The sequence below is a fragment of the Pseudomonas sp. CH61 genome, assembly GCF_059429415.1.
The window spans coordinates 1800851-1821954 of the sequence record NZ_CM182098.1; the positions used below are offsets into that span (position 1 = coordinate 1800851).

A 21104-nucleotide genomic window follows, 5' to 3' on the forward strand; every position below is an offset into this window, starting at 1 on the left:
CAAAAAGGCGAAATGGCTGGCACAGTCTTCGACCGTTTTCGTGGTTGAAGAACGTTTATGTCTGATTCTCTTATGCCGCGCAGTGCGTTCCTTCGCGGCGCTGCGGCGATCATGCCGTTGTCTCTGGCCACCGCGCCGTGGGGGCTGTTGGCCGGCTCCATGGCGATCGAAGCCAACCTCACGCCGCTGCAAGGGCAGGGCTTGTCGAGCATTGTGTTTGCCGGGGCGGCGCAATTGGTGGCGATCGGCATGCTCAAGGGAGGTGCGGGGATTTTCTCGATTCTGCTGACCACGCTGCTGCTGACGTCGCAGCACTTGCTGTATGGCATGAGCATGCGTTCGGTCATTTCACCGCTGCCGGGGCGCTGGCGCATAGGTCTGGGTTTTTTGCTCACCGATGAGTTGTTTGCACTGACCAGTCAACATGATCGTCAACAATTCAATCGCTGGTATGCGCTGGGCGTCGGCCTGACGTTCTACATCGCATGGAACCTGTTCACCCTGGCCGGCATTGTCCTCGGCAGCAGCATTCCGGGGCTTGAGCACCTGGGGCTGGACTTCTCGATTGCCGCCACGTTTATCGCGTTGATCACGCCAGTGGTGCGGAACGTGCCGACGCTGGTGTGTGTGGCGGTGTCGCTGTTTTGTTCGGTGCTGTTCAGTTACTGGCAATGGGGCTCGGCCCTGGTGTTGTCCGGACTGGCTGGAATGACCGCTGGGTTTATCTGCAACAAGCTTTATCGGGAGCGCACATGATGGTTTGGGCGGTGATTTTTGGCATGGGGCTGTTGGTGTTTCTCAATCGCTACGTGTTTCTCGAGCCGCGTTTGCCCGTGCGTTTGAGCAGCAATGCGCGGCAGTTTCTCGGGTTTGCGGTACCGGGGATGCTGACCGCTATCTGTGGGCCGATTGTCTTCATGCCCGACAAACAGCTGAATCTGCAGTGGGATAATCCTTATCTGCTTAGTTCGCTGGTGGCGATCGCACTGGTGATCTACACGCGCAGTACTTTGCTCAGCATGTTGTTGAGCATGGCGTTCTTCTTTTTGCTGCGCTGGTGGCTGTAAGTTGTCTGTTCTACGCTTCAGGGATGAAAGGTTACTGATCACGGGAGGTGCACATGGCGACTGAGCAAAAGCATCCAGAGACGGATGACGAAGACACGGATGAACCGACGCAAGAAGAAATAGAGCGGGAGAAGCACAAGGAGCAGACCTGGAAGCACGATGATGGCCGAGAGCTTTCCGATCCTGACCGCAAGTTTTGAGTGACTTCTACGAAAAAGCCCCGCAAATGCAGGGCTTTTTTGTGGTTCAGAGATCGTCCAACTGCGTGAAATCGGGGTGTGTGGCCCGATATCCCAAGGTTCGATCAATCCACGCATTCAGCTCGTTGACCATCACCGGCGCGTGGCCAGGATACCCTTCGAGGGTGGTGCGCAGGATGCGTTCGATATCAGGTACGGAACGCAGGTTTCGGGTCTTGATGTAGTGGCCGATAAAACAGTCGAGTTCAAAGCGTTCTGTCATCGACAGATAAATACACTCCAGGCCGCTGACCTGTTTGATTGCAAAATCGTCGCGCAACTTATTTCTCTGCAAGGCTTGTAGACGTTAGGGGGTTCCTGGTTTGTTGACTCTTTGGTCAACTGGTATACCAAATGGAAATGCGGCGCGCATGCTAGCCGTAGTGCATATAAATGTATGTATGACGGTTGAAATGTCAGACAGGCGGTTAGTTCATTCGAACGTGTGTTTTATTTGCAGCGTCTCAAAGATGAAACAGTTGTTGTAACGATCACGCGTCACCTGTAAGAGCTGCCGAAGGCTGCGATCTTTTGATTCTGAGAAAGCAAGTGTCAAAAGATCGCAGCCTTCGGCAGCGCCTACAGTTGATAAACGCGTGAAGTCGGCAATTGTTTAAGTCTGCTCAATAATCAAACTGGCCCCCTGATTGCGCACGTTACCGACAGCTTTGCCGACTTTGTACCAATCGAACACTTCGCTGCTTTCACCTTCAAATAGCAGCATTTGCTCGGCGCGCTCAACCGGTGTCGCAGGATCTAGCCATTCATGCACCAAGTCCGCGCGGAACACGACGGGTCGGCGATCATGGATATCGAGCATGCCGCCAATAGCATCGGCGGTGATGATCACGAAACCGTCGTCATCCCGAGCTGGCGTTTCGGCTGTCGGAAATTGCCCGATGGCTGCGCAGAAAACCGCTTCGTGATCCGCGCGACGGATCAGCCATGGTTGTCGTGTCTTGTCTGCGCTATCGACCCATTCAAACCAGTTGTCCACGGGCACAATCAAACGATGGCGCCAGATCGCCCGGAAGAACGGGCCATGGGCGACTTTCTCGACCCGGGCATTGATCGGTGGCGGGCGATCCTTGGCCCAATGCGGGCGCCAGCCCCAGCGCAGAGTGTCGGCATGCAGGTGTTGCCCTTGCTGATGCAGGACGGCCAGCGCGGTGGTCGGCGCCGCGTTATAGCGATCAAGCGGTGCGTCGCCGACGTGATTGATCAACGCGTCGGGAATGCTCAGCACCGCGACGAAGTCGTGAATGCCACGGTACTGCGAGAGTCTTCCGCACATGGGCTGAATCTCCGGTTGGAGAGTTCAGCTTAGTCGCTGGCGTCCTGGCCGGTGAAGGTGTCACGCCAGTTCAGCCAGCGGCGTTCGAGCATGGCCAGCAAGCCGTCGCTGAGTTTGCCGAGCAAGGCGAGCACGATGATCGCAGCCAGCACGATGTCCGGCCGCGAGGTTTCCCGGCCGTCACTGAGCAGATAGCCCAAACCCTTGGTGGCCGCGATCAACTCCGCCGCGACGAGAAACATCCACGCCAGGCTCATGCCACTGCGCAATCCGGTGAACAGGCCGGGCAGGGCGGCCGGCAGCAATATTCGTCGCACCAGTTGCAAGCGACTGAAACCATAGATGCGCCCGACTTCCACCAGTTTGCGGTCAATGTTGCGAATGGCGGCGACTACGTTGACGTATACCGGAAAGAACGCGCCGATGGCGATCAAGACGATTTTCGACGTCTCGTCGATGCCCAGCCACAACAACAGCAGTGGCACCCAGGCCAGGCTCGGAATGGAACGCAGCGCCGCAAAGGTCGGTTCCAGATAAGCCTCGGCTTCGCGACTCAAGCCGACCCAGGCAGCAAATACCAGCGCCAGGCTGGCACCGATGGCAAATCCGAGCAACACGCGAATCAGGCTGGCGCCGATGTGTTTCCACAGCGCGCCCTCAGCGAGGTCGGTGAGGGTCAGGGCGATCTCGCTCGGCGCCGGCATCTGGTAGGACGGCAGCCAGCCGATGCGGACGATAATTTCCAGCGCGACGATGATCAGCAGCGGCAGGGCCAGGCCTTTGCCGCGGCGTTGCCACGTCGGATTCAAACTCCCAGGACGCTGGCGCGATACGGCAAGTGGCGCGGGCAAGTCTTTGCTGTGAGTGGTCATGGTTTTGGCTCCGCTCACGACAAATCCGCGACGGGCGCGGATTTGTCGTGAGGCTGATCGGTTACTGGTGGGCGACGGCTTGCTGCACACCACTGTCGAGCAATTGATCGATGACTTGATCGACATTCACCCCACGGCGCACCAGTTCCTCGGAGACCAGAATCGGTGCCGCTGCCTTGGAGGCGCTGATGTCCTGTTGAGTGAGTTGCGGGCTGCTCAGGTCGGTGCGCGACAGTTGCAACTTGGCCACATCCAGCGGCAAGCCGGACTCCTTGGCGAGGAGGGCGGCGAACTCATCGGGATTTTTCAGCGCCCAGTCACGGGCCTGTTCGTAAGCCTTGATCACGGTGTCGATGGTCTGCGGATGTTCTTTGGCGTACTGCTCGGTGACGCTGACCACGCCGTAGCTGTTGAACGCCGGGTTGCGATAGAGCAGGCGCGAACCGGCCTGAACCTGGCTGGCGGCCATGTGCGGATCGAGCCCGGCCCAGGCGTCGACATCACCTTTTTCCAGCGCGGTGCGGCCGTCCGGATGCTGCAGATGGACCAATTCGACATCGTCTTTTTTCAGCCCGGCCTGTTGCAGGCTGCGCAGGGTAAACAGGTACGGGTCGGTGCCTTTGGTGGCGGCGATCTTTTTGCCCTTGAGGTCGGCGACGGACTGATAAGGCGAATCCTTGCGCACCACCAAGGCTGTCCATTCGGCGCGGCTATAGACGTAGACCGATTTGATCGGGCTGCCGTTGGCGCGGCTCAGCACCGCGGCGAGGCTGGCGCTGGAAGCGAAATCCACGCCGCCGCTGTTTAGGTATTCCAGCGAGCGGTTGCTGCCCTGGCTCAGTACCCAGCTGACCTTGGTCTGCGGCAAGGCTTTTTCGAGGAAGCCGAAGTGCTTGAGCACCAGGCTGACTGGCGAGTAATAGGCGTAGTCGAGATGCACTTCCGCCGGTGCGTTTTCAGCTGCGTGGGCGAGTGGTTGCAGGCTCAGTGCCACTGCGCTGGCAGCCAGCAGGGTTTTGAGTCGAGGAAAGAACGATGTCATGGGGCGCTCCGGCAAAGGCACAGGTTTCTTATGTCCAAAAAGATATTTTTATCGAATGCTTCCTGCATGAATGGAATATTGCAGGCTCTGTGCCATGTGCTTGAAAGCGCCGATTTATAAGGGTTTTAACGCCAAGTGCAGGATTTCAGCTGTTGCGTGGGCAACAGTGTGATCCGCTACTGTTGCCAAGCAAACAGCATGTATCAACCGTGATGAGCTTATGCACTTATCGAATTTCAAAACGGTTGATCAAGAGCGTTATGGTCTATGCAATTATCTTTGCAGGACTCGCCATGAAGCTTTCTCGTTTCCTCCGCAGTGCGTTGATCACTGCAGTATTCACCTCTCCGCTGTCCTACGCAGCCGAGCCATTGGTCCTGCATGTCGGCGACCAGAACTACTACAACATCCGTGCCTCGGTGGAGGCATCCGGCGTGTTGAAAGACGCGCCTTACACCGTCGACTGGAAGCACTTCCAGGCCGCCGCACCCTTGGCGGAAGCCTTGCAAACGGGTTCGCTGGATTTGGGCTTTTTGGGCGATTCCGGTTTTCTGTTTCTGGCCGCCAAACAGGCGCCGGTGAAACTGATCGGCGTATCACGGCAGAATCCGGACACCATCGCGTTGTTGGTGCCCAAGGATTCTCCGGTGAAAACCATCGCCGACCTGAAGGGCAAGAAGGTCGCTTATTGGCCTGGCGCCTGGAGTCAGCAGTTGACCTTGCGCGCCCTGGAGCAGGGCGGTCTGCCGGAAAACTACGTCGACTTCGTCAAGTTGATGCCGATCGATGCCGCCGCAGCCCTGCCACAGGGCAGTATTGATGCCTTCCCGGTGTGGGAACCGTACATTTCCCAGCAGATCGTGTTCTCCGGTGCGCGGCCGATTCTGACCGCAAAAAACCTGATGCCGGGCCTCAGTGCAATCGCCGCGTCGACGCCGTCCATTGATAGCAAACGCGCAGCCATCGCGGATTTTCTCGGACGTCTGAAACAGGCGCGGGCCTGGGTCGACAGCCATACGGACGAATACGCCGATCTGTGGGCGAAGAAAGCCAATCTCGATCAGCAGGTGTCGCGCCACTGGTTGCGTCAGGCGCACATGACGGTCGGGCCGGTGGACACGCAAGCGGCGACGGATCTGCAAAGCACTGCCGACTTCCTGTTCAAAGTGAAAGCGCTGCCGGCTCCGTTGGCCACCGCCGGAATTATCGACACGTCTTTTCAGCAGGCATTGGCTCACTGAGCGAGCGCCGGAACCAAACCCTGTGTACCTTATCCAACCTCGGCTCGAATATCCGAGCGCAGGGATGGATAAGGGCGAGGGAGTTTTGCCAATCGATCACATGACGGCAGCCGCCGTGCTCAAGGCAAAACATGACATCCGGATTCAAACTTCTTTGTGCCGCGCTGATTGCTCTCGCGCTGGCCGGTTGTATCGCCGCCCCGATCGAAATGACCGCGCAAACCGAAACGCGCCTGAAAGCCCAGGCACCGGTGCGCTTCCTGTTGACGTTCGATGACGGCCCCAGCGCATCCAGTTTCTGGAATCCGTCGGCCACGGTGCTCGACAGTCTCAAGGACAATCCGCTGATGCCGAATATCAAAGCGGTGTTCTTCGTGCAGACGCGTGCACCGCGAGCGGGAAACAGTGAGATCGGTCGCGGCATCATGCGCCGTGAGTATGAGGAGGGCCACATACTGGCGTTTCACACGGCCACCCACTGGCACACCAATCATCGCTTGCTCGACCCGCAAGAACTCGAAGAGTCGCTGACCAACGGCACGGCTGATATCGCTGCCATCACTGGCGCGCCGCCGAAGTTGCTGCGCCCGCCGTTCTGGAATTACGACAAACGTACCTTCGCCGCCTATCAGCAGCATGGCTTGCATGTGTTGCTCACTGATTTAAGCGCCAATGACGGCAAGATCTGGGGCTTCAATGCCAGCCCGCGACGTCGGGCCAACATGTTGCGACAGTTATCGGCAGTCCGTGAACGTATCGCCCTTGGCGAATTGCCCACCGTGGACGGGGTCATCCCGGTCGTGGTGACGTTTCATGACCTCAACCGCTATACCGCGCGGCACACCCGCGAATACCTGCAGATTCTGCTGGAGAGCGCCGCTGCCACGGGCGTGAGGCTGGCGGACAAGCCTTTTTATGATGATCACGCTGAACTTGAGAAAGCCGCGTTGGCGCGTGCCGTGGAGAACAGTTCGGAGTCGGTGAATTTGCCGGGGATGTGGAACTGGATCTGGGATCATGACGCGCATTGACGGCATGCTTGAAAGTTGTGATCGGGTTGGCATTTTTGTGTCGAGCGAGACACAAATTGCTCATCTATGCTCAACGAGTCGACCGACCCATCGCCTGCGAGGCGTGCACTCATGCTTGCCATTAACGATATTTGCCGGATTGTCGAATCTGGCTTTCCTGCGTTCAAGTGCAAGTGCATTCCGAATTCGCAGGGCCTGCTGCAGATCAAGGTTTATGAGGCTGACAGCGAGCGCGTCGAATTGCTGCTCACTGGCGTTTCCCCGGAACACCTCGTCACGATCCGTGACATTTCCAACTTCATCGGTGAATTACGCACCGAAATAAGCGCTGGTCGTCGAGCCTTCGCGGGCTAACACCTCATAAACGCCGTTGGAACGCTTGAACGATGCGCAGCGTCGCCTCGCTGGTGTGCAGATTGCGCACTGAATCCAACGGATGCCAGATGCAATCGATTATCTCGTTCTGCGGCCGCGCGTGTTCGAGATCCTGCACTGACGCTTCGTAGACATGGTGCCGCGTGCTGCCGCTCTGCAGTTCCATCAGATACAACACGTCGTCGGCGTTCAGGCCGGTTTCTTCCTGCAATTCGCGTACGGCGGCTTGCGCGCGGGTTTCTCCGGGCTCGACTTTGCCGCCGGGCAATGTCCAGCGGCAGTGGGGTTTGCGCACCAGGAGGATGTGGCGATCCTGCTCGCATATGACGGTTGCGCGTACTTTCATCTGATACCTGTTTACTGCTTGTCACAAAAAAGAAATAAAACTGCAATATTTGAGCCGAAGCTTGCGGCAAAGGTTTCATTGGAGTTTGGAGCGTTCGCGGCGGCGAAAAGTGCCAGAACCATGACGGACGCGGCTTGCGACATCCGGTCGGCATTTCGGGCGGATCAGGGTGTAAGGTAAAAGCGTGAAGCTGGATCTGACCGTTAGTAAAAATGGAGGTGTCCATGAGCATGCCGATGTTGAACAAGATGCACATGAACGGCTATGACGTGCTTAGCGTGAACAATGGCCCATGGCGGGTTTGCACTCAGGGCGATCGGCTGGCGTCGTTTGGCAGCCGGGAGGAAGCACTGGCCTACGCCGCCGCGCTGCCTGGCTACAAAAAACGCTCGACGCGCGCGCAAAGTCACAAAACCCACTGACTGGCTGACTGTAATGAAAGAGCCCCGGCAATTGTCGGGGCTTCTGTTTTGGGGGAGGGTGGTCTCAGTGGACCTTGGTTCGGCTGATGGCGCGGGCTTTCACTTCCCTGGCATAGAGTTGCAGTCGTTCTTCATCGCTTTGCAGCACCTCGCAGGATCTCAGCACGGATTGCGCATCCGCCTCGTTGCCGGATTTGCGCAGTTGTTCGGCAATACGCTTCAGGTCGACCGCCGACCATCTCAAGTCCGATGCAACGCTTTGCAGGTCGCGTTGAAGTTCGTGTTCGTATTCATTGAGCCGCATGATCACCTCCAGAACATTCTCGGTAGAAAAGAGTAGTCGCATTTTTCGCTGATGGGCAAAGCGCTTTCGTCTGTACGCCCAGCGGTTGTGAAAAGTTGTGCAGATTGCGTCAAGGGCGCGTTGCCACGATGGATGTGCGCCGGGTTACGCGCTACATTCACTTTTTTCAGATCAGGAAAACACTATGCGGATATGGATCGGGACGTTGGCGTTGGCCCTGTTGGCGGGTTGCTCGTTACCAGCATCGCTGGTGCCGGGCGAACCGAATGTCAGCAAGACCAGTGACAAGGCACCCAAGGACTATGCCGCGTGTGTATTACCGTTGTGGCAGAAGGATGTCGCCAAAACCTCGCAGACGTCGATCTCCAACGGCTACCGCATCACCGCGCCGAGCATCATCACGGCCGATGAGATTCTCGATATCGTCAAGTACAAGGATGGCAGTCGGGTTTCGTTGTATCAGGGGCCGCCGTGGGCCAAGTCCGGTTCGTTGCGCCAATCGGTGCGTGATTGCCTGTAACGACGCCTACAGAGACAAAAAAGCAGAAGCCGTATCGTCGGTTTCTGTTTTTTTTTGGCTGCCTGGAGGCTGAAAGGTGTGGATCTGATTCGCGAAATGAACGGTGACAGTTGCGCACGAGGGTTTTTATTCGTGTGCACTAGGCTTTTGAGGGACGGTCGATAGTCAGGTCGGCCGGTCTTTCAAGGAGCCACGGATCATGGATGATCTGGTCAAAGAAGTTATACCGCTGTTGCAGTACTTGATTCCCGGATTCTTGTCAGCGTGGATTTTTTATTCGCTGACGGCGTTCAAGCGACCGGATACGTTCGGGCAGATTGTGCAGGCGCTGATTTTTACGTTTGTGATTCAGGGCGCGGTTTGGGGCGTGGGCACTCTGTGTTTGTGGGTGGGTTCGAAGGGATTTTCTGTCGGGCGCTGGGATGCCAAGGCCGAAACGATGTGGGCATTCGTTGTGTCGGTGACGCTCGGATTGCTTTCCTGCTACCTGGCTACGAATGACAAATTGCATGGCTGGTTACGCAGTCGAAATGTCACGAAACAAACTTCCTACCCCAGCGAATGGTTCAGTATTTTTGCTCAGCACCATCGTTTGGTCACACTGCATTTGAACGACGAAAGGCGCGTGTTTGGCTGGCCCGTGGAGTGGCCGCCGGAATCCAGCAGTGGCCAGTTCGTGATGCAGAATCCCTGTTGGCTGGATGCCGAAGGGGCAGAAGTGCCTTTTGGCGCTGAGTTTTTGCTGATAGATTCCGGGAAGGTCAAGTGGGTCGAATTCGGCCCGAAATCGGAGGTTTCGTTATGACAGCCAGAGCACCGCAACCAATGCCGGATTGGGTAGCGCGTCGCTACACGAAAGATGGCAAGCCAGTGGCAAATGCTCAGCCCAGAGCACCGAGCGCTCCACCACCGCTGAAGAGCTAGTATTTCCTTAGCCCCAACCCTCAGCCACCGCCCGGCGAATCGCTTCCAGCAACATCGCAAACGCCGGGTTGTCGTTGTTCTCCCGCCAGATCAGATGCAGCTCGCTCTGCACCCCTTCGCCCAGATCGATATCGCGAAACACAACATTCCTGAACACCACACTGGTCGCACAACGCGGCACCAGCGCCAGGCCCATGCCGGCGTTGACCAGGGCCAGAATTGTCAGCGATGACCCCAGCCACTGCACATAATCTGGCGCAACCCGTGCCGAGCGCAGCATGCCGGTCAGTAGTTCATTGAACGGCGGATACGCGGCGTGGGAGTACATCAGGAACGGTTGTTTATCCAGGTCACTGACCGCCACTTCAGCCGCCGTTGCCAATGGATGTCCACTCGGCACCGCCAATACAAACGGCTCGCGCACCAGGCATTCGGTGGCGTAGCCCGGCTCCAATAACGGCGCACGGGCGATGCCCAGATCAATGCGGCGGGCGCGCAGGGCTTCGTGTTGCTGGTATGTGTTCATTTCCGCCAGATCGATTTTCACCTGCGGCTGTTTCAGTCGCGCCTCGGCAATGACCTTGGGCAGAAACTCATACACCGCGCTGCCGACAAAACTGATGTTCACCGACCCGATGTCGCCCTCGGCAAACCGCCGGGCGGTGACGGCTGCTTGCTGCGCGCGCTCCAGCAGATTCTGTGCTTCGATGAAAAATGCACGGCCAGCGGCGGTCAGCGCGACGCTGCGGGTGCTGCGGGTGAACAACTCGATGCCAAGGTGATGCTCCAGCAACTGGATCTGCCGGCTGAGCGGCGGCTGCGTCATGTTCAGTCGCTCGGCAGCGCGGCGAAAGTTGAGTTCGGTGGCGACGGTGGTGAAGCAGCGTAGCTGGGTCAGTTCGAACATTGATCTAATCCGGGTATCAATCGAATGCCAAGTTAGATTAGACGGGATCAATGATCGCCGTCCATGATCGGTCCATCGCTTTACGCCATCCCTAAAAAAACAAGATCGGGAGTCGCCCTTGAAAACCCTCCAGAGTCCGCTGGACGTCACGGTTCTCGCCCGTGCCGCCGCCAAGGTCAAGCGCCACGTGCTGCCGCTGTTCGTGGTGATGTTCATCGTCAACTACATCGACCGGGTCAACATCGGTTTCGTGCGCAGCCACATGGAAACCGATCTGGGCATCGGCGCGGCGGCTTATGGCTTCGGAGCCGGATTGTTCTTTGTCGGTTACGCGCTGTTCGAAGTGCCGTCCAACATGCTTTTGCAGCGTTATGGCGCGCGGGTCTGGTTGACGCGGATCATGTTCACCTGGGGCGCAGCCGCAATGGCCATGGCGTTCGTCAGAGGTGAAACCAGTTTCTATGTGCTGCGCTTTATTCTCGGTGCTGCGGAGGCGGGGTTCTTTCCGGGGATCATTTATTACTTCACCCAATGGCTGCCGGCCTCCGAGCGCGGCAAGACCATGGCGGTGTTCCTCAGCGGCTCGGCGATTGCCTCGGTGATCTCCGGCCCGGTCTCCGGTGCGTTGCTGCACATCAGCGGACTGGGCCTGCATGGCTGGCAGTGGATGTTTTTGATTGAGGGCGCGGCTTCAGTGGTGCTCTGCGCATTCGTATGGTTCTGGCTGCAATCGCATCCGCGTCAGGCCAAGTGGCTGAGCGAAGAAGAGCGCGAAGCACTGGTGGCGGCAATTGCCGAAGAGCAGCGCGCTCGTGAGGCGTCGCAGGTGGCCAAGCCTTCGATGTTCAAGCTGTTGGCGGATCGGCAGATTGCGCTGTTCTGCTTCATCTACTTCTCCATTGCCCTGACCATTTACGGCGCGACGTTCTGGCTGCCGAGCATGATCAAGAAGATGGGCAATCTCGGCGACTTCCAGGTCGGCCTGCTCAATTCGATTCCGTGGATCATTTCGATTGTTGCCATGTACGGCTTCGCGGCAATGGCCGGCAAGTGGAAGTTCCAGCAAGCCTGGGTCGCGCTGACGCTGGTGATCGCGGCGATCGGCATGTTCATGTCGACCACTGGCGGGCCTATTTTCGCCTTCGTCGCCATCTGTTTCGCCGCCATCGGCTTCAAGGCTGCGTCGGCGTTGTTCTGGCCGATTCCGCAAAGCTATCTGGATGCGCGTATCGCCGCTGCAGTGATCGCGTTGATCAACTCCATCGGCAACCTCGGTGGGTTCGTTGCGCCGACGGCGTTCGGCATCCTCGAAGAAACCACCGGCTCCATCGAGGGCGGACTGTACGGCCTGGCGGCGACGTCACTGGTCGCTGCGGTGGTGATCTTTTTTGCCCGCACGGCGCCAGGAGCCAAAGGCAAAACCCCGGCAAAGCCCCATGACGACACCGCCGTCGTTGCGACGGCCAGCCCGGCCGCGAGCCATTGAATTGATTGTTGATCTGTCAGGAGCGTTATCTTGAAAATCACCCGTGTCACCGTGACCCCGATTGCCTTTCGTGATCCGCCGCTGCTCAACGCCAGCGGCATCCACGAACCCTTTGCCCTGCGTTCGATCATCGAGATCGAAAGCGACAACGGCTACATCGGCCTCGGCGAAAGTTATGGCGATGCCCCGGCGCTGGCAATCCAGCAGCAGTTGCAGGCACAGCTGATCGGCCTTGATCCGTTCAACCTCAACCAGTTGCGCGCCATCGTGCAGGCCACCGTCGCCGCGAATAAACCGGCCAGTCTCGCCGGTGCTGAACTGGCACCCGGTTCCCACGCCAGTAAAGCGGTGAGCAATGCCTACTCGGCGTTCGAAGTGGCCTTCCTCGATTTGCAGGCGCATTACCTGAATGTGCCGCTGGTGGACTTGCTCGGCGGCGCGATTCGTGAAGAAGTGCCGTTCAGCGCCTACCTGTTCTTCAAGTATGCGCAGCATGTCGATTCGCCGTACAAACCGGACAATTGGGGCGAGGCACTCAGCGAGCAGCAGATCGTTGCGCAGGCCGCGCGGATGATCGAGGCGTACGGTTTCAAGAGCATCAAACTCAAGGCCGGTACGTTGCCGCCGGAGCATGAAGTGGCGTGCATCAAGGCGCTGAAAAAAGCCTTTCCGGGCTATCCGTTGCGCATCGATCCGAACGGCAACTGGTCGCTGGAGACCTCGATTCGCATGGCCGAATTGCTCGGCGATGATCTGCAATATTACGAAGACCCGACTCCGGGCCTCGACGGCATGGCCGAGCTGCACAAGCGCACCGGTCTACCGCTGGCGACCAATATGGTGGTCACCGATTTTGACGAATTCCGCCGCAGCATCGCGCAAAACAGCGTGCAGATTGTGCTTGCCGACCACCATTACTGGGGCGGCCTGCGCGACACGCAAACGCTGGCGAAGATGTGCGATGTGTTCGGCGTTGGTGTGTCGATGCATTCCAACTCGCACCTGGGTATCAGCCTGATGGCGATGGCCCATGTCGCGGCGGCGGTGCCGAATCTGGATTACGCCTGCGACACCCATTACCCGTGGCAGGAGCCGGATGAAGAGGTGATCAAGGGCGGCAAACTGCCGATTGTCGATGGCTGCGTGAAGATCACCCGGGCGCCGGGGCTTGGGCTGGAACTGGACCATGAGCAGTTGGGCAAGCTGCATGATCAATACCTGACGTGCGGGATTCGTCAGCGTGATGATGTGCGGCAGATGCAGCGGTACAAGCCGGACTGGAGGGCGGTTAAACCAAGGTTTTGAGGTGCCTGAATTGGCGCCATCGCGAGCAGGCTCACTCCTACAGGGAAACGCATTCCAACTGTAGGAGTGAGCCTGCTCGCGATTGGCGTCCTCACGGTTACAACGTTTCTACCAGCCAATCCCGAAACGCTTTCAGCGACGGTAAATTTTCATTGCGCGGCGGATACACCAGGTAATAGCTGCGTCGACTGGTGATCGGCTCGCCCAGTTGCAGCAACTCGCCATTCAACAACTCATCCTCAACCAGAATCCGCGGCACCAACCCCACGCCAATATTGGCCCGCACCGCCTGAATCAAGTGCGAGGTCATTTCAAAGCTCGGCCCGATACGCATGCTTCGGTGCGGCAGACCTTGATGGCTGAACCATTCCGCCCACGCCTGCGCATTGCTGCTGACATTGAGCAGCAGTTGCCCGGCGATGTGTTGTTCGGCGTCGTCGCGCTCAGCGTCAGACAGTTGCGCGCTGGCGATCACCACCAGTTCCTCGGTGTGCAAGGGCAGGGCGGTCAGCCCCGGCCAGTCACCGCCACCGACACAAATCGCCGCGTCAATTTCGCTGGTATCGAAGTCAATCGCTGCGATCCGCGAATGCAAATGCACGGTCATGCCCGGGTGTGCGGTGTAGAAATCCTTCAACCGTGGCAGCAACCATTTCGAGCCGAAGGTCGGCAGCGTCGCCAGGCGCAAGCTGTGAATGCCCGAGCCGAACGCCATGGCCTGCAAGGTCGCGCTGCGAATCTGCCCAAGCGCTTCGGCGAGTTCGCGCTGATACATGCGCCCGACATCGGTGAGCACCACTTTGCGACCTTCGCGGCTGAACAAGCGCATGCCGAGCATCTTCTCGAGAATCTGCACCTGACGGCTGACCGCACTCTGCGTCAGCGACAGTTCATGGGCGGCGCGGGTGTAGCTTTCATGGCGCGCGGCGGCCTCAAAGGCCAGCAATAACGACATGGAAGGGGTGAGCGTGCGCGGATTCATTCGTAAAAGTCATCAATAGCGGGTCGAATTTACGGTTGTCCCGGCGTTCGCCAGCAATGAACATGGGCACCATGAGATGGCGGAGCCTGACGCAATCATTCGTTGCGTACAACTGTTTACCGCCACACAGCCCGATTTGACCGAGATAACCTGACCGATGATTGCCCAGCTGTCCCCCGCCAAAGCCCTGACCAGCGATTACCAGCAGTTCCTCAAAGCCCTGAAAGCCAGCGGTTTTCGCGGTGAAATCAGCGCTGACTACGCCAGCCGCGTGGTGCTGGCGACTGACAACTCGATCTATCAGCGCCTGCCGCAAGCGGCGGTGTTTCCGATGGATGCCGAGGATGTGGCGCGAGTGGCGCGGTTGATCGCCGAGCCGGCGTACCAGCAAGTGGTGATCACCCCGCGCGGCGGTGGCACCGGCACCAACGGCCAGTCGCTGACCGACGGCATCGTCGTCGATCTGTCGCGGCACATGAACCGCATCCTCGAAATCAACGTCGAGCAGCGCTGGGTGCGGGTGCAGGCCGGGGTGGTCAAGGATCAGCTCAACGCTGCGCTGAAATCCGCCGGACTGTTTTTCGCCCCGGAGCTGTCGACCTCCAACCGCGCCACCGTCGGCGGCATGATCAACACCGACGCCAGTGGCCAGGGCAGCTGCACCTACGGCAAGACCCGCGACCACGTGCTCGAACTCGACATGATCTTGCGCGGTGGCGAGCGTCTGCACGGTTTGCCCCTTGAGGAAACTGAGCTTGAAGCGTTGTGCGCCCGCGAAGATCGCGTCGGTGAGGTCTATCGCTGCGCGCGGCAGATCATTGATGAGCAGGGCGAGCTGATCAAAGCGCGTTTCCCCGATCTCAACCGCTGTCTGACCGGTTATGACCTCGCGCACCTGCGTGAGGCGGACAAGCGTTTCAACCTCAACAGCGTGCTGTGCGGCGCGGAAGGCTCGCTGGGGTTTGTCGTCGAGGCGCGGCTGAACGTACTGCCGATCCCCAAACACACGATGCTGGTGAACATCCGCTACGCCGGGTTCATGGACGCACTGCGCGATGCCCGCGCCTTGATGGCACTCAAGCCATTGTCGATCGAAACCGTGGACTCGAAAGTCCTGCTGCTGGCGATACAGGACATCGTCTGGCACGGCGTCGCGGAGTATTTCCCTGAGAGTGCCGAGCGCCCGACCTTGGGCATCAATCTGGTGGAGTTCTGCGGCGACGATCCGGAGGATTTGCAGAGCCGGGTCGAGGCATTCGTCGAGCACTTGAGCTGCGACCGCACGGTTGAGCGTTTAGGCCACACGCTGGCGATCGGCCACGCAGCGGTGAACAAAGTCTATGGCATGCGCAAACGTGCAGTGGGCCTGCTCGGCAATGTTGCCGGTGAAGCGCGGCCGCAGCCGTTCGTTGAGGACACTGCGGTGCCGCCGCAGCACTTGGCCGAATACATCGCCGAGTTGCGCGACCTGCTCGACAGCCACGGTTTGCAGTACGGCATGTTCGGTCACGTCGATGCTGGCGTGCTGCACGTGCGGCCGATTCTCGACATGAAAGACCCGCAACAAGCGGCGCTGGTGCGTCCGGTATCCGACGGCGTTGCGGCACTGACCCAACGGTATGGCGGCCTGTTGTGGGGCGAACATGGCAAAGGCCTGCGCTCGGAATACGCACCGGCCTTTTTCGGTGAGCTGTATCCGGCACTGCAAGCCTTGAAGGCCGCGTTCGACCCGTTCAACCAGTTCAACCCGGGCAAGATCGCCACCCCAGCCAACACCGGCGCTGCGCTGCTAAAAATCGACGAGGTCACGTTGCGCGGCGAACTCGACCGGCAGATCGACGAGAAGGTCTGGCAAAGCTACGGCGCCGCCATGCATTGCAACGGCAACGGCGCCTGCTACAACTTCGATCCCGATGACGCCATGTGCCCGTCGTGGAAAGCCACCCGTGAGCGCGCTCAGTCGCCCAAGGGCCGCGCCTCGTTGATTCGCGAGTGGCTGCGCTTGCAGGGCGAGGCGGGTGTCGACGTATTGTCCGATGTGATTCGCCAACCGGCATTTTTCAGCTCGTTGTGGCAGCGTTGGCGTAACAGTCGTTCGGCGTCTGCAGACTTTTCCCACGAAGTCTACGACGCCATGGCCGGTTGCCTGGCGTGCAAATCCTGCGCAGGGCAGTGCCCGGTGAAGGTCAATGTGCCGGAGTTTCGTTCGCGGTTTCTGGAGCTGTATTACAGCCGTTATCTGCGCCCGGCGCGGGATTATCTGATTGCTTCGCTGGAGTACAGCATCCCGTACATGGCGCGGGTTCCGGCGCTGTACAACGGTTTGATGGGCGCTTCATTCGTTCGTAGCTTGCTGGAACGGGTCGGCGGCATGATCGACGTGCCGTTGCTCAGTCGTTTTGATTTCCATGCGGCGATGCGCCGTTGGCAGGTGCAACCGGCGAAGGTTTCGACGTTGTCGGCGCTGACCGAGGCGCAACGTGAACGCAGTGTGGTCATCGTGCAGGATGCCTTCACGCGTTACTTCGAAGCGCCGCTGTTGGCCGATCTGGTCGAGTTGATTTCGCGTCTGGGTTATCAGGTCTATCTCGCGCCGTTCAGCGCCAACGGCAAACCGCTTCACGTGCAGGGCTTCCTCTCGGCGTTCAACCGCGCGGCGTTGCGTAATGCGCGGCAGTTGCGTGAGTTGGCGGATGTGGGCGTGCCGTTGCTGGGCCTCGATCCGGCGATGACGCTGGTGTATCGCCAGGAATACCTGAAAGTCCCGGGCATGCAGCAATGCCCGGAGGTGGCACTGGTGCAGGAATGGTTGCTCAAGGTCATGCCGGAGCAGGCGCCGCAGGATAAAAACGCCTCGTTCCGACTGCTCGCCCATTGCACCGAGAAAACCAACGCCCCGGCCGCCACCCGCCAGTGGGAACAGGTGTTCGAACGCGCAGGTTTGAAGTTGGCGACGCAAGCCACCGGTTGCTGCGGCATGTCCGGCACTTACGGTCACGAGGCGCGCAATCGCCAAACCTCAGCGGTGATCTACGAGCAGTCGTGGGCACGTCATGTAGACGCGCCGGCAGAGCAGGGCGAAGCCTTGGCGACCGGTTATTCCTGCCGCAGTCAGGTCAAGCGCCAGTCGGATCAGGCACTGCGCCATCCGTTGCAGGTGCTGCTTGAGGTTCAGCGTCGCTGAGGGATGCGTCCGTGTCCTTGTCCCAGATCAGGCGCGGATCGAAACTCATCGCTGCGAGCATGGTGAACACCACCACCAGGCCAAAAAACAGAATGCCCGGTCGTGGCTCGATATCGCCCAGCGCCTGAAACTTGACCAATGCTGCGACCAGCGCCACCACTAGTACGTCGAGCATCGACCAATAGCCGATCAGCTCGACGAAGCGGAACAGCTTCGAGCGTTCCTTGCGCGCCCAGGCGCTGTCGCGTTGCACGGTCATCAGCAGCAACGTCAGGGCGACGAACTTGACGCCCGGCACGGCGATACTGGCGATGAAAATGATCAGCGCAATGTCCCACGCGCCGTGTTCCCAGAACTCCAGTACACCGCTCATGATCGTGCTGTCGGCGCCGCTGCCGAGCATGGTGGTGTTCATCACCGGCAACAGATTGGCCGGCACGTAAAACGCCAGCGCCGCGAGCATGTAGGCCCAGGTGCGCGCCAGTGAGTTGGTCTTGCGCCGGTGCAGTGGCGCGTCGCAGCGCGGGCATTCATGCGGCTCGTCGGTCATGTCGCAGGCCAGGCCGCAGCTGTGGCACAGGCACAGATTGAGTTCGCGGGCAGTCGGTGGCCGTTTCATAGAATGTCCCAGAGGTCGCGGATATCGCGGCCGGCAATCCTGATCATCATCAGGCTCAGCACGGCCAGCGCGAACAGGCCGATGCCAGGCAACACGTCGAGCAATCCCGCCAGTTTGAACACCGCCACCATCGCTCCCAGAAGACACACCTCAAGCATGCTCCACGGCCGCAGGGTTTCCAGCCAGCGCATGCACAGCTTGAAGCCCGGCGCGCGTCGCGATGACAGCGCGAAGCTGAGCACCCAGATCAGCAGCACCAGTTGAAACGCCGGGGCAATGATGATCGAAATCGCCGCAACCATCGCCATGAAGGTGATCGGCCCCTGACTCAGCGCCAGCACCGAATCCCACAGCGTCGCGCTGTTTTTCAGGCCTTTGAGGCTGATGCTCATCACCGGATAGAAGTTGGCGAACAGCCACAGCATCGCCGCCGTGAAGGTCAGGGCCAGACGCTGTTCGACGGTCAAACCGTTGAAGCGCTGGAGTACGCCGCCGCAGCGCACGCATGAGGTTTTCTGGTGTTTGGCCAGCACGGCTTTTTCGTACACACAATCGCAGTGCTCGCAAATGATCAGGTGTTCGGTGTTGACCATGGACAACGCTCGACAGCAGCCGCAAGGGCAGGGGACTTGATCACTATAGAAGCCTGAGGCTATTGGGCAACTTGTGCGGCTGGATCAACCGACGTTTTTCTGAGAATCGCTATCGATTGGGCTTGGGCTTTTGCTATTTATTGTTATAAGGTAACGTGAATTTTTAGCGGTGTTCCTTTTGGGCGCCTGCTGTTAACCCTTCGATTGCGAAACGCTCATGACGATTGTGCTTCCTCGTTCTGCCCCGTTGGCCAATGGCCGGCTGCTGTCCATTGACGCCCTCAGAGGCTTGGTCATTCTGTTCATGCTGCTCGACCACGTGCGCGAAACCTTTTTGCTGCATCGCCAGGTCAGCGACCCGATGGACATTGCCAGCACCGAGCCGGCGCTGTTTTTCAGTCGCACGTTGGCGCATCTGTGTGCGCCGGTGTTCGTGCTGCTGACGGGATTGTCGGCGTGGCTGTTCGGTGAAAAGTACGCGGGCAAGTCTGATGTCAGCGCCTTTCTGTTCAAGCGTGGTCTGTTTCTGGTGCTGCTGGAATTCACCCTGGTGAACTTCGCGTGGACCTTCCAGCTGCCACCGAGTGTGATTTATCTGCAAGTGATCTGGGCGATCGGCTTGAGCATGATCGCCTTGTCGCTGCTGGTCTGGCTGCCACGCTGGCTGTTGCTGACGTTGAGCCTGATGATCATCGCCGGACACAACCTGCTCGACACTGTGCATTTCCCGGTGGAGTCGGCGCTGCATGTACCTTGGGCGATTTTGCATGATCGCGGCTGGATCGACGTCAGCGACACTCTGCGCCTGCGCACCTCCTATCCGTTGTTGCCGTGGATCGGCGTGATCGGTCTCGGTTATGCGCTGGGGCCGTGGTTCGCTCGCGGCGTTGAAGCGGGTTTGCGTCAGTGGCAACTGCTGATCGCGGGGAGCGCCGGGCTGCTGGGTTTTGTCGGACTGCGGCTGATCAACGGCTATGGCGAGAAACCGTGGGCCGTGGGCGACACGTCGGTGCAAACCCTGATGAGCTTTTTCAACATCACCAAGTACCCGCCGTCGTTGCTGTTTATCGCGCTGACCGTGAGCGTCGGGCTGTTGCTGCTACTGGCCTTCGAGCGTGTACAGGATCGTCGCTGGATTCGCTGGTTGACCGTGTTCGGTTCGGCGCCGATGTTTTTCTACCTGCTGCACCTGTACACGTTGAAGGTGTTGTACCTGATCGGCGTGGCCTTGTTCGGGCTGAATCAGGACAGCTATTTCGGTTTTTCGTCCGTCTCGGCAATCTGGCTGGCCGCAGTCATTCTGGCGATTGCGCTGTTCCCGGCCGTACGCTGGTTCTCGGCATTGAAGGCCCGCCGCCGCGACATCGCCTGGCTGAAGTATCTGTAAGCGCTAGTGCCGGTTGCGCACGAAGTCGATAAACGCCCTCAGCGCTGCCGGCACATGACGCCGGCTCGGGTAGTACAAGTGCAGACCCGGATAGTACGGGCACCAGTCAGCCAGCACTTGCACAAGGCGCCCGCTGGCGAGGTGTTCGCTGACCATGTCTTCGAACACATAGGCCAGGCCCAGCCCTTGCAGCGCGGGCCCGATCATCAGGCTGACATCGCCAAGAGTCAGCGGGCCATTGACTTCGATTTCCTGGGCGATGCCGCCGCGCTCGAGCTCCCAGCGATACATCGAACCGCTGGGGTAACGGTGGCGGATGCACGGCAGTGCGTGCAGGTCCTCGGGCTTTTGCGGTGCCGCGTGGCGCTCGAAAAATGCCGGTGAACCGACCACCACCGAGCGCATCGTCGGGCCGATCGGCAGCGACACCATGTCGGCCTCCAGGCGATCGCCGAAGCGCACACCGGCATCGAAGCCGTTGGCGACGATGTCCAGCAGCGCATCGCTCTCGACCACTTCCAGACGAATGTCCGGGTACAGCTGCAAAAACTCACTGGCAATTGGCAGCAACACCAGTTCGCAGGCTTGCCGCCCCGAGGTGATGCGCAAGTTGCCCGAGGGTTTGTCGCGGAAATGGTTGAGATCTTCCAGCGCATCGTCGATGTCGCGGAATGCCGGTTTCAGTCGGGCATACAGGCGTTCGCCAGCCTCAGTCAACGCCACGCTGCGGGTGGTGCGATTGAACAGGCGCACGCCTAGACGGTTTTCCAGCGCTTTCACCGAATGGCTCAGGGCGGAAGGCGTGAGGCCCAACTCAATGGCCGCTTTGCTGAAGTTCAGATGTTGCGCGGTACACAGGAACACGGACAGATCTGCCGCCGAAGGTGATTTCATCTGTGAACGCCTTTCACAAAGTCATGCAAAATTATTGGGATTATCGCATCAGTAGCACGGCTTTAAAGTC

24 protein-coding genes are annotated in these 21104 nt (G+C 59.1%); 13 read left to right on the forward strand and 11 right to left on the reverse strand.

Annotated features, from left to right (window positions below; genetic code table 11):
- Positions 1-57 precede the first annotated feature (57 nt).
- Genes AC5SEM_RS08085 through AC5SEM_RS08095 form a run of 3 tightly spaced genes read left to right on the forward strand, consistent with a single transcriptional unit; the run spans position 58 to position 1267 of the window.
- A complete protein-coding gene (locus tag AC5SEM_RS08085; protein WP_212622363.1) occupies positions 58-756 on the forward strand; it encodes an AzlC family ABC transporter permease in 699 nt (232 codons plus the stop codon).
- On the forward strand, positions 756-1067 hold the full coding sequence (locus tag AC5SEM_RS08090) for an AzlD domain-containing protein (RefSeq protein ID WP_162835977.1): 312 nt from the start codon (positions 756-758) through the stop codon (positions 1065-1067). The genes AC5SEM_RS08085 and AC5SEM_RS08090 overlap by 1 nt, the downstream gene beginning before the upstream one ends.
- 53 nt (positions 1068-1120) lie before the next feature.
- Complete coding sequence (locus AC5SEM_RS08095; RefSeq protein WP_176470073.1) at positions 1121-1267, forward strand: hypothetical protein; 147 nt, start codon at positions 1121-1123, stop codon at positions 1265-1267.
- Positions 1268-1313: 46 nt separating this feature from the next.
- Here AC5SEM_RS08095 and AC5SEM_RS08100 read toward each other — a convergent pair whose 3' ends face one another.
- From AC5SEM_RS08100 to AC5SEM_RS08115, 4 genes are all read right to left on the reverse strand, one after another.
- A complete protein-coding gene (locus AC5SEM_RS08100) occupies positions 1314-1586 on the reverse strand; it encodes a hypothetical protein (RefSeq protein WP_077573339.1) in 273 nt (90 codons plus the stop codon).
- Positions 1587-1919: 333 nt separating this feature from the next.
- The gene (locus AC5SEM_RS08105; protein ID WP_495472598.1) at positions 1920-2600 is read right to left on the reverse strand and encodes an SOS response-associated peptidase; all 681 of its coding nucleotides are present in this window, start codon (positions 2598-2600) and stop codon (positions 1920-1922) included.
- Positions 2601-2629: 29 nt separating this feature from the next.
- Positions 2630-3472 carry an ABC transporter permease gene (locus tag AC5SEM_RS08110; RefSeq protein ID WP_495472599.1) on the reverse strand — a complete coding sequence of 281 codons (843 nt, stop codon included), beginning with the start codon at positions 3470-3472 and terminating at the stop codon, positions 2630-2632.
- Positions 3473-3533: 61 nt separating this feature from the next.
- Positions 3534-4514: an aliphatic sulfonate ABC transporter substrate-binding protein gene (locus AC5SEM_RS08115; protein ID WP_495472600.1), complete on the reverse strand. Its 981-nt coding sequence runs from the start codon at positions 4512-4514 to the stop codon at positions 3534-3536.
- A gap of 293 nt (positions 4515-4807) precedes the next feature.
- Between AC5SEM_RS08115 and AC5SEM_RS08120 the strand changes: the two genes are divergently transcribed.
- The 3 genes from AC5SEM_RS08120 to AC5SEM_RS08130 all read left to right on the forward strand — a co-directional run bounded on the left by AC5SEM_RS08120 (position 4808) and on the right by AC5SEM_RS08130 (position 7140).
- The gene (locus tag AC5SEM_RS08120) at positions 4808-5755 is read left to right on the forward strand and encodes an ABC transporter substrate-binding protein (RefSeq protein ID WP_495472601.1); all 948 of its coding nucleotides are present in this window, start codon (positions 4808-4810) and stop codon (positions 5753-5755) included.
- A 131-nt stretch (positions 5756-5886) separates the two neighbouring features.
- Positions 5887-6786: a polysaccharide deacetylase family protein gene (locus tag AC5SEM_RS08125; RefSeq protein WP_495472602.1), complete on the forward strand. Its 900-nt coding sequence runs from the start codon at positions 5887-5889 to the stop codon at positions 6784-6786.
- 111 nt (positions 6787-6897) lie between these two features.
- Positions 6898-7140, forward strand: a complete 243-nt coding sequence (locus AC5SEM_RS08130) for a DUF1652 domain-containing protein (RefSeq protein ID WP_495472603.1) — start codon at positions 6898-6900, stop codon at positions 7138-7140.
- Positions 7141-7144: 4 nt separating this feature from the next.
- On the opposite strand, the gene AC5SEM_RS08135 is transcribed toward AC5SEM_RS08130, so the two are convergent.
- The gene (locus AC5SEM_RS08135) at positions 7145-7507 is read right to left on the reverse strand and encodes an NUDIX hydrolase (protein WP_471896668.1); all 363 of its coding nucleotides are present in this window, start codon (positions 7505-7507) and stop codon (positions 7145-7147) included.
- A 224-nt stretch (positions 7508-7731) separates the two neighbouring features.
- Between AC5SEM_RS08135 and AC5SEM_RS08140 the strand changes: the two genes are divergently transcribed.
- A complete protein-coding gene (locus tag AC5SEM_RS08140; protein WP_034152400.1) occupies positions 7732-7929 on the forward strand; it encodes a hypothetical protein in 198 nt (65 codons plus the stop codon).
- 64 nt (positions 7930-7993) lie between these two features.
- Here AC5SEM_RS08140 and AC5SEM_RS08145 read toward each other — a convergent pair whose 3' ends face one another.
- A complete protein-coding gene (locus tag AC5SEM_RS08145) occupies positions 7994-8233 on the reverse strand; it encodes a hypothetical protein (protein ID WP_007910805.1) in 240 nt (79 codons plus the stop codon).
- A gap of 184 nt (positions 8234-8417) precedes the next feature.
- Between AC5SEM_RS08145 and AC5SEM_RS08150 the strand changes: the two genes are divergently transcribed.
- Positions 8418-8753: a hypothetical protein gene (locus AC5SEM_RS08150; RefSeq protein ID WP_077573332.1), complete on the forward strand. Its 336-nt coding sequence runs from the start codon at positions 8418-8420 to the stop codon at positions 8751-8753.
- Positions 8754-8952: 199 nt separating this feature from the next.
- A complete protein-coding gene (locus tag AC5SEM_RS08155; protein ID WP_077573331.1) occupies positions 8953-9558 on the forward strand; it encodes a DUF6338 family protein in 606 nt (201 codons plus the stop codon).
- A gap of 126 nt (positions 9559-9684) precedes the next feature.
- Here the strand turns inward: AC5SEM_RS08155 and AC5SEM_RS08160 are convergent, their stop codons facing one another.
- Entirely contained in the window at positions 9685-10584 is a 900-nt protein-coding gene (locus AC5SEM_RS08160; protein ID WP_495472604.1) for a LysR family transcriptional regulator, read from the reverse strand.
- Between the two features lie 118 nt (positions 10585-10702).
- On the opposite strand from AC5SEM_RS08160, the gene AC5SEM_RS08165 reads away from it, so the two are divergent.
- Together AC5SEM_RS08165 and AC5SEM_RS08170 are read left to right on the forward strand one after the other, a co-directional pair.
- Positions 10703-12070 carry an MFS transporter gene (locus AC5SEM_RS08165; protein ID WP_495472605.1) on the forward strand — a complete coding sequence of 456 codons (1368 nt, stop codon included), beginning with the start codon at positions 10703-10705 and terminating at the stop codon, positions 12068-12070.
- Positions 12071-12100: 30 nt separating this feature from the next.
- A complete protein-coding gene (locus tag AC5SEM_RS08170) occupies positions 12101-13375 on the forward strand; it encodes a glucarate dehydratase family protein (protein WP_495472606.1) in 1275 nt (424 codons plus the stop codon).
- Between the two features lie 97 nt (positions 13376-13472).
- Here the strand turns inward: AC5SEM_RS08170 and AC5SEM_RS08175 are convergent, their stop codons facing one another.
- Positions 13473-14357, reverse strand: coding sequence for a LysR substrate-binding domain-containing protein (locus AC5SEM_RS08175; RefSeq protein WP_495472607.1), 885 nt, complete (start codon positions 14355-14357; stop codon positions 13473-13475).
- A 157-nt stretch (positions 14358-14514) separates the two neighbouring features.
- On the opposite strand from AC5SEM_RS08175, the gene ydiJ reads away from it, so the two are divergent.
- Positions 14515-17541, forward strand: a complete 3027-nt coding sequence (gene ydiJ, locus AC5SEM_RS08180; protein WP_495472608.1) for a D-2-hydroxyglutarate dehydrogenase YdiJ — start codon at positions 14515-14517, stop codon at positions 17539-17541.
- Here the strand turns inward: ydiJ and AC5SEM_RS08185 are convergent.
- Together AC5SEM_RS08185 and AC5SEM_RS08190 are read right to left on the reverse strand one after the other, a co-directional pair.
- Complete coding sequence (locus AC5SEM_RS08185) at positions 17474-18160, reverse strand: paraquat-inducible protein A (RefSeq protein ID WP_495472609.1); 687 nt, start codon at positions 18158-18160, stop codon at positions 17474-17476. The genes ydiJ and AC5SEM_RS08185 overlap by 68 nt on opposite strands.
- Entirely contained in the window at positions 18157-18753 is a 597-nt protein-coding gene (locus AC5SEM_RS08190; RefSeq protein WP_077573324.1) for a paraquat-inducible protein A, read from the reverse strand. Before AC5SEM_RS08190 ends, AC5SEM_RS08185 begins: the two co-directional genes overlap by 4 nt.
- Before the next feature lie 217 nt (positions 18754-18970).
- On the opposite strand from AC5SEM_RS08190, the gene AC5SEM_RS08195 reads away from it, so the two are divergent.
- On the forward strand, positions 18971-20140 hold the full coding sequence (locus AC5SEM_RS08195) for an acetyltransferase domain-containing protein (RefSeq protein ID WP_495472610.1): 1170 nt from the start codon (positions 18971-18973) through the stop codon (positions 20138-20140).
- A 3-nt stretch (positions 20141-20143) separates the two neighbouring features.
- Here AC5SEM_RS08195 and AC5SEM_RS08200 read toward each other — a convergent pair whose 3' ends face one another.
- A complete protein-coding gene (locus AC5SEM_RS08200; RefSeq protein ID WP_495472611.1) occupies positions 20144-21034 on the reverse strand; it encodes a LysR family transcriptional regulator in 891 nt (296 codons plus the stop codon).
- Positions 21035-21104 lie beyond the last annotated feature (70 nt).

What these genes read in the sequence shown, in the direction of transcription:
- AC5SEM_RS08085 (WP_212622363.1), top strand. Translation starts at nt 58, where the DNA reads ATGTCTGATTCTCTTATGCCGCGCAGTGCGTTCCTTCGCGGCGCTGCG.
- AC5SEM_RS08090 (WP_162835977.1), top strand. Translation starts at nt 756, where the DNA reads ATGGTTTGGGCGGTGATTTTTGGCATGGGGCTGTTGGTGTTTCTCAAT.
- AC5SEM_RS08095 (WP_176470073.1), top strand. Translation starts at nt 1,121, where the DNA reads ATGGCGACTGAGCAAAAGCATCCAGAGACGGATGACGAAGACACGGAT.
- AC5SEM_RS08105 (WP_495472598.1), bottom strand. Translation starts at nt 2,600, where the DNA reads ATGTGCGGAAGACTCTCGCAGTACCGTGGCATTCACGACTTCGTCGCG.
- AC5SEM_RS08110 (WP_495472599.1), bottom strand. Translation starts at nt 3,472, where the DNA reads ATGACCACTCACAGCAAAGACTTGCCCGCGCCACTTGCCGTATCGCGC.
- AC5SEM_RS08115 (WP_495472600.1), bottom strand. Translation starts at nt 4,514, where the DNA reads ATGACATCGTTCTTTCCTCGACTCAAAACCCTGCTGGCTGCCAGCGCA.
- AC5SEM_RS08120 (WP_495472601.1), top strand. Translation starts at nt 4,808, where the DNA reads ATGAAGCTTTCTCGTTTCCTCCGCAGTGCGTTGATCACTGCAGTATTC.
- AC5SEM_RS08125 (WP_495472602.1), top strand. Translation starts at nt 5,887, where the DNA reads ATGACATCCGGATTCAAACTTCTTTGTGCCGCGCTGATTGCTCTCGCG.
- AC5SEM_RS08130 (WP_495472603.1), top strand. Translation starts at nt 6,898, where the DNA reads ATGCTTGCCATTAACGATATTTGCCGGATTGTCGAATCTGGCTTTCCT.
- AC5SEM_RS08135 (WP_471896668.1), bottom strand. Translation starts at nt 7,507, where the DNA reads ATGAAAGTACGCGCAACCGTCATATGCGAGCAGGATCGCCACATCCTC.
- AC5SEM_RS08140 (WP_034152400.1), top strand. Translation starts at nt 7,732, where the DNA reads ATGAGCATGCCGATGTTGAACAAGATGCACATGAACGGCTATGACGTG.
- AC5SEM_RS08145 (WP_007910805.1), bottom strand. Translation starts at nt 8,233, where the DNA reads ATGCGGCTCAATGAATACGAACACGAACTTCAACGCGACCTGCAAAGC.
- AC5SEM_RS08150 (WP_077573332.1), top strand. Translation starts at nt 8,418, where the DNA reads ATGCGGATATGGATCGGGACGTTGGCGTTGGCCCTGTTGGCGGGTTGC.
- AC5SEM_RS08155 (WP_077573331.1), top strand. Translation starts at nt 8,953, where the DNA reads ATGGATGATCTGGTCAAAGAAGTTATACCGCTGTTGCAGTACTTGATT.
- AC5SEM_RS08160 (WP_495472604.1), bottom strand. Translation starts at nt 10,584, where the DNA reads ATGTTCGAACTGACCCAGCTACGCTGCTTCACCACCGTCGCCACCGAA.
- AC5SEM_RS08175 (WP_495472607.1), bottom strand. Translation starts at nt 14,357, where the DNA reads ATGAATCCGCGCACGCTCACCCCTTCCATGTCGTTATTGCTGGCCTTT.
- ydiJ (WP_495472608.1), top strand. Translation starts at nt 14,515, where the DNA reads ATGATTGCCCAGCTGTCCCCCGCCAAAGCCCTGACCAGCGATTACCAG.
- AC5SEM_RS08185 (WP_495472609.1), bottom strand. Translation starts at nt 18,160, where the DNA reads ATGAAACGGCCACCGACTGCCCGCGAACTCAATCTGTGCCTGTGCCAC.
- AC5SEM_RS08190 (WP_077573324.1), bottom strand. Translation starts at nt 18,753, where the DNA reads ATGGTCAACACCGAACACCTGATCATTTGCGAGCACTGCGATTGTGTG.
- AC5SEM_RS08195 (WP_495472610.1), top strand. Translation starts at nt 18,971, where the DNA reads ATGACGATTGTGCTTCCTCGTTCTGCCCCGTTGGCCAATGGCCGGCTG.
- AC5SEM_RS08200 (WP_495472611.1), bottom strand. Translation starts at nt 21,034, where the DNA reads ATGAAATCACCTTCGGCGGCAGATCTGTCCGTGTTCCTGTGTACCGCG.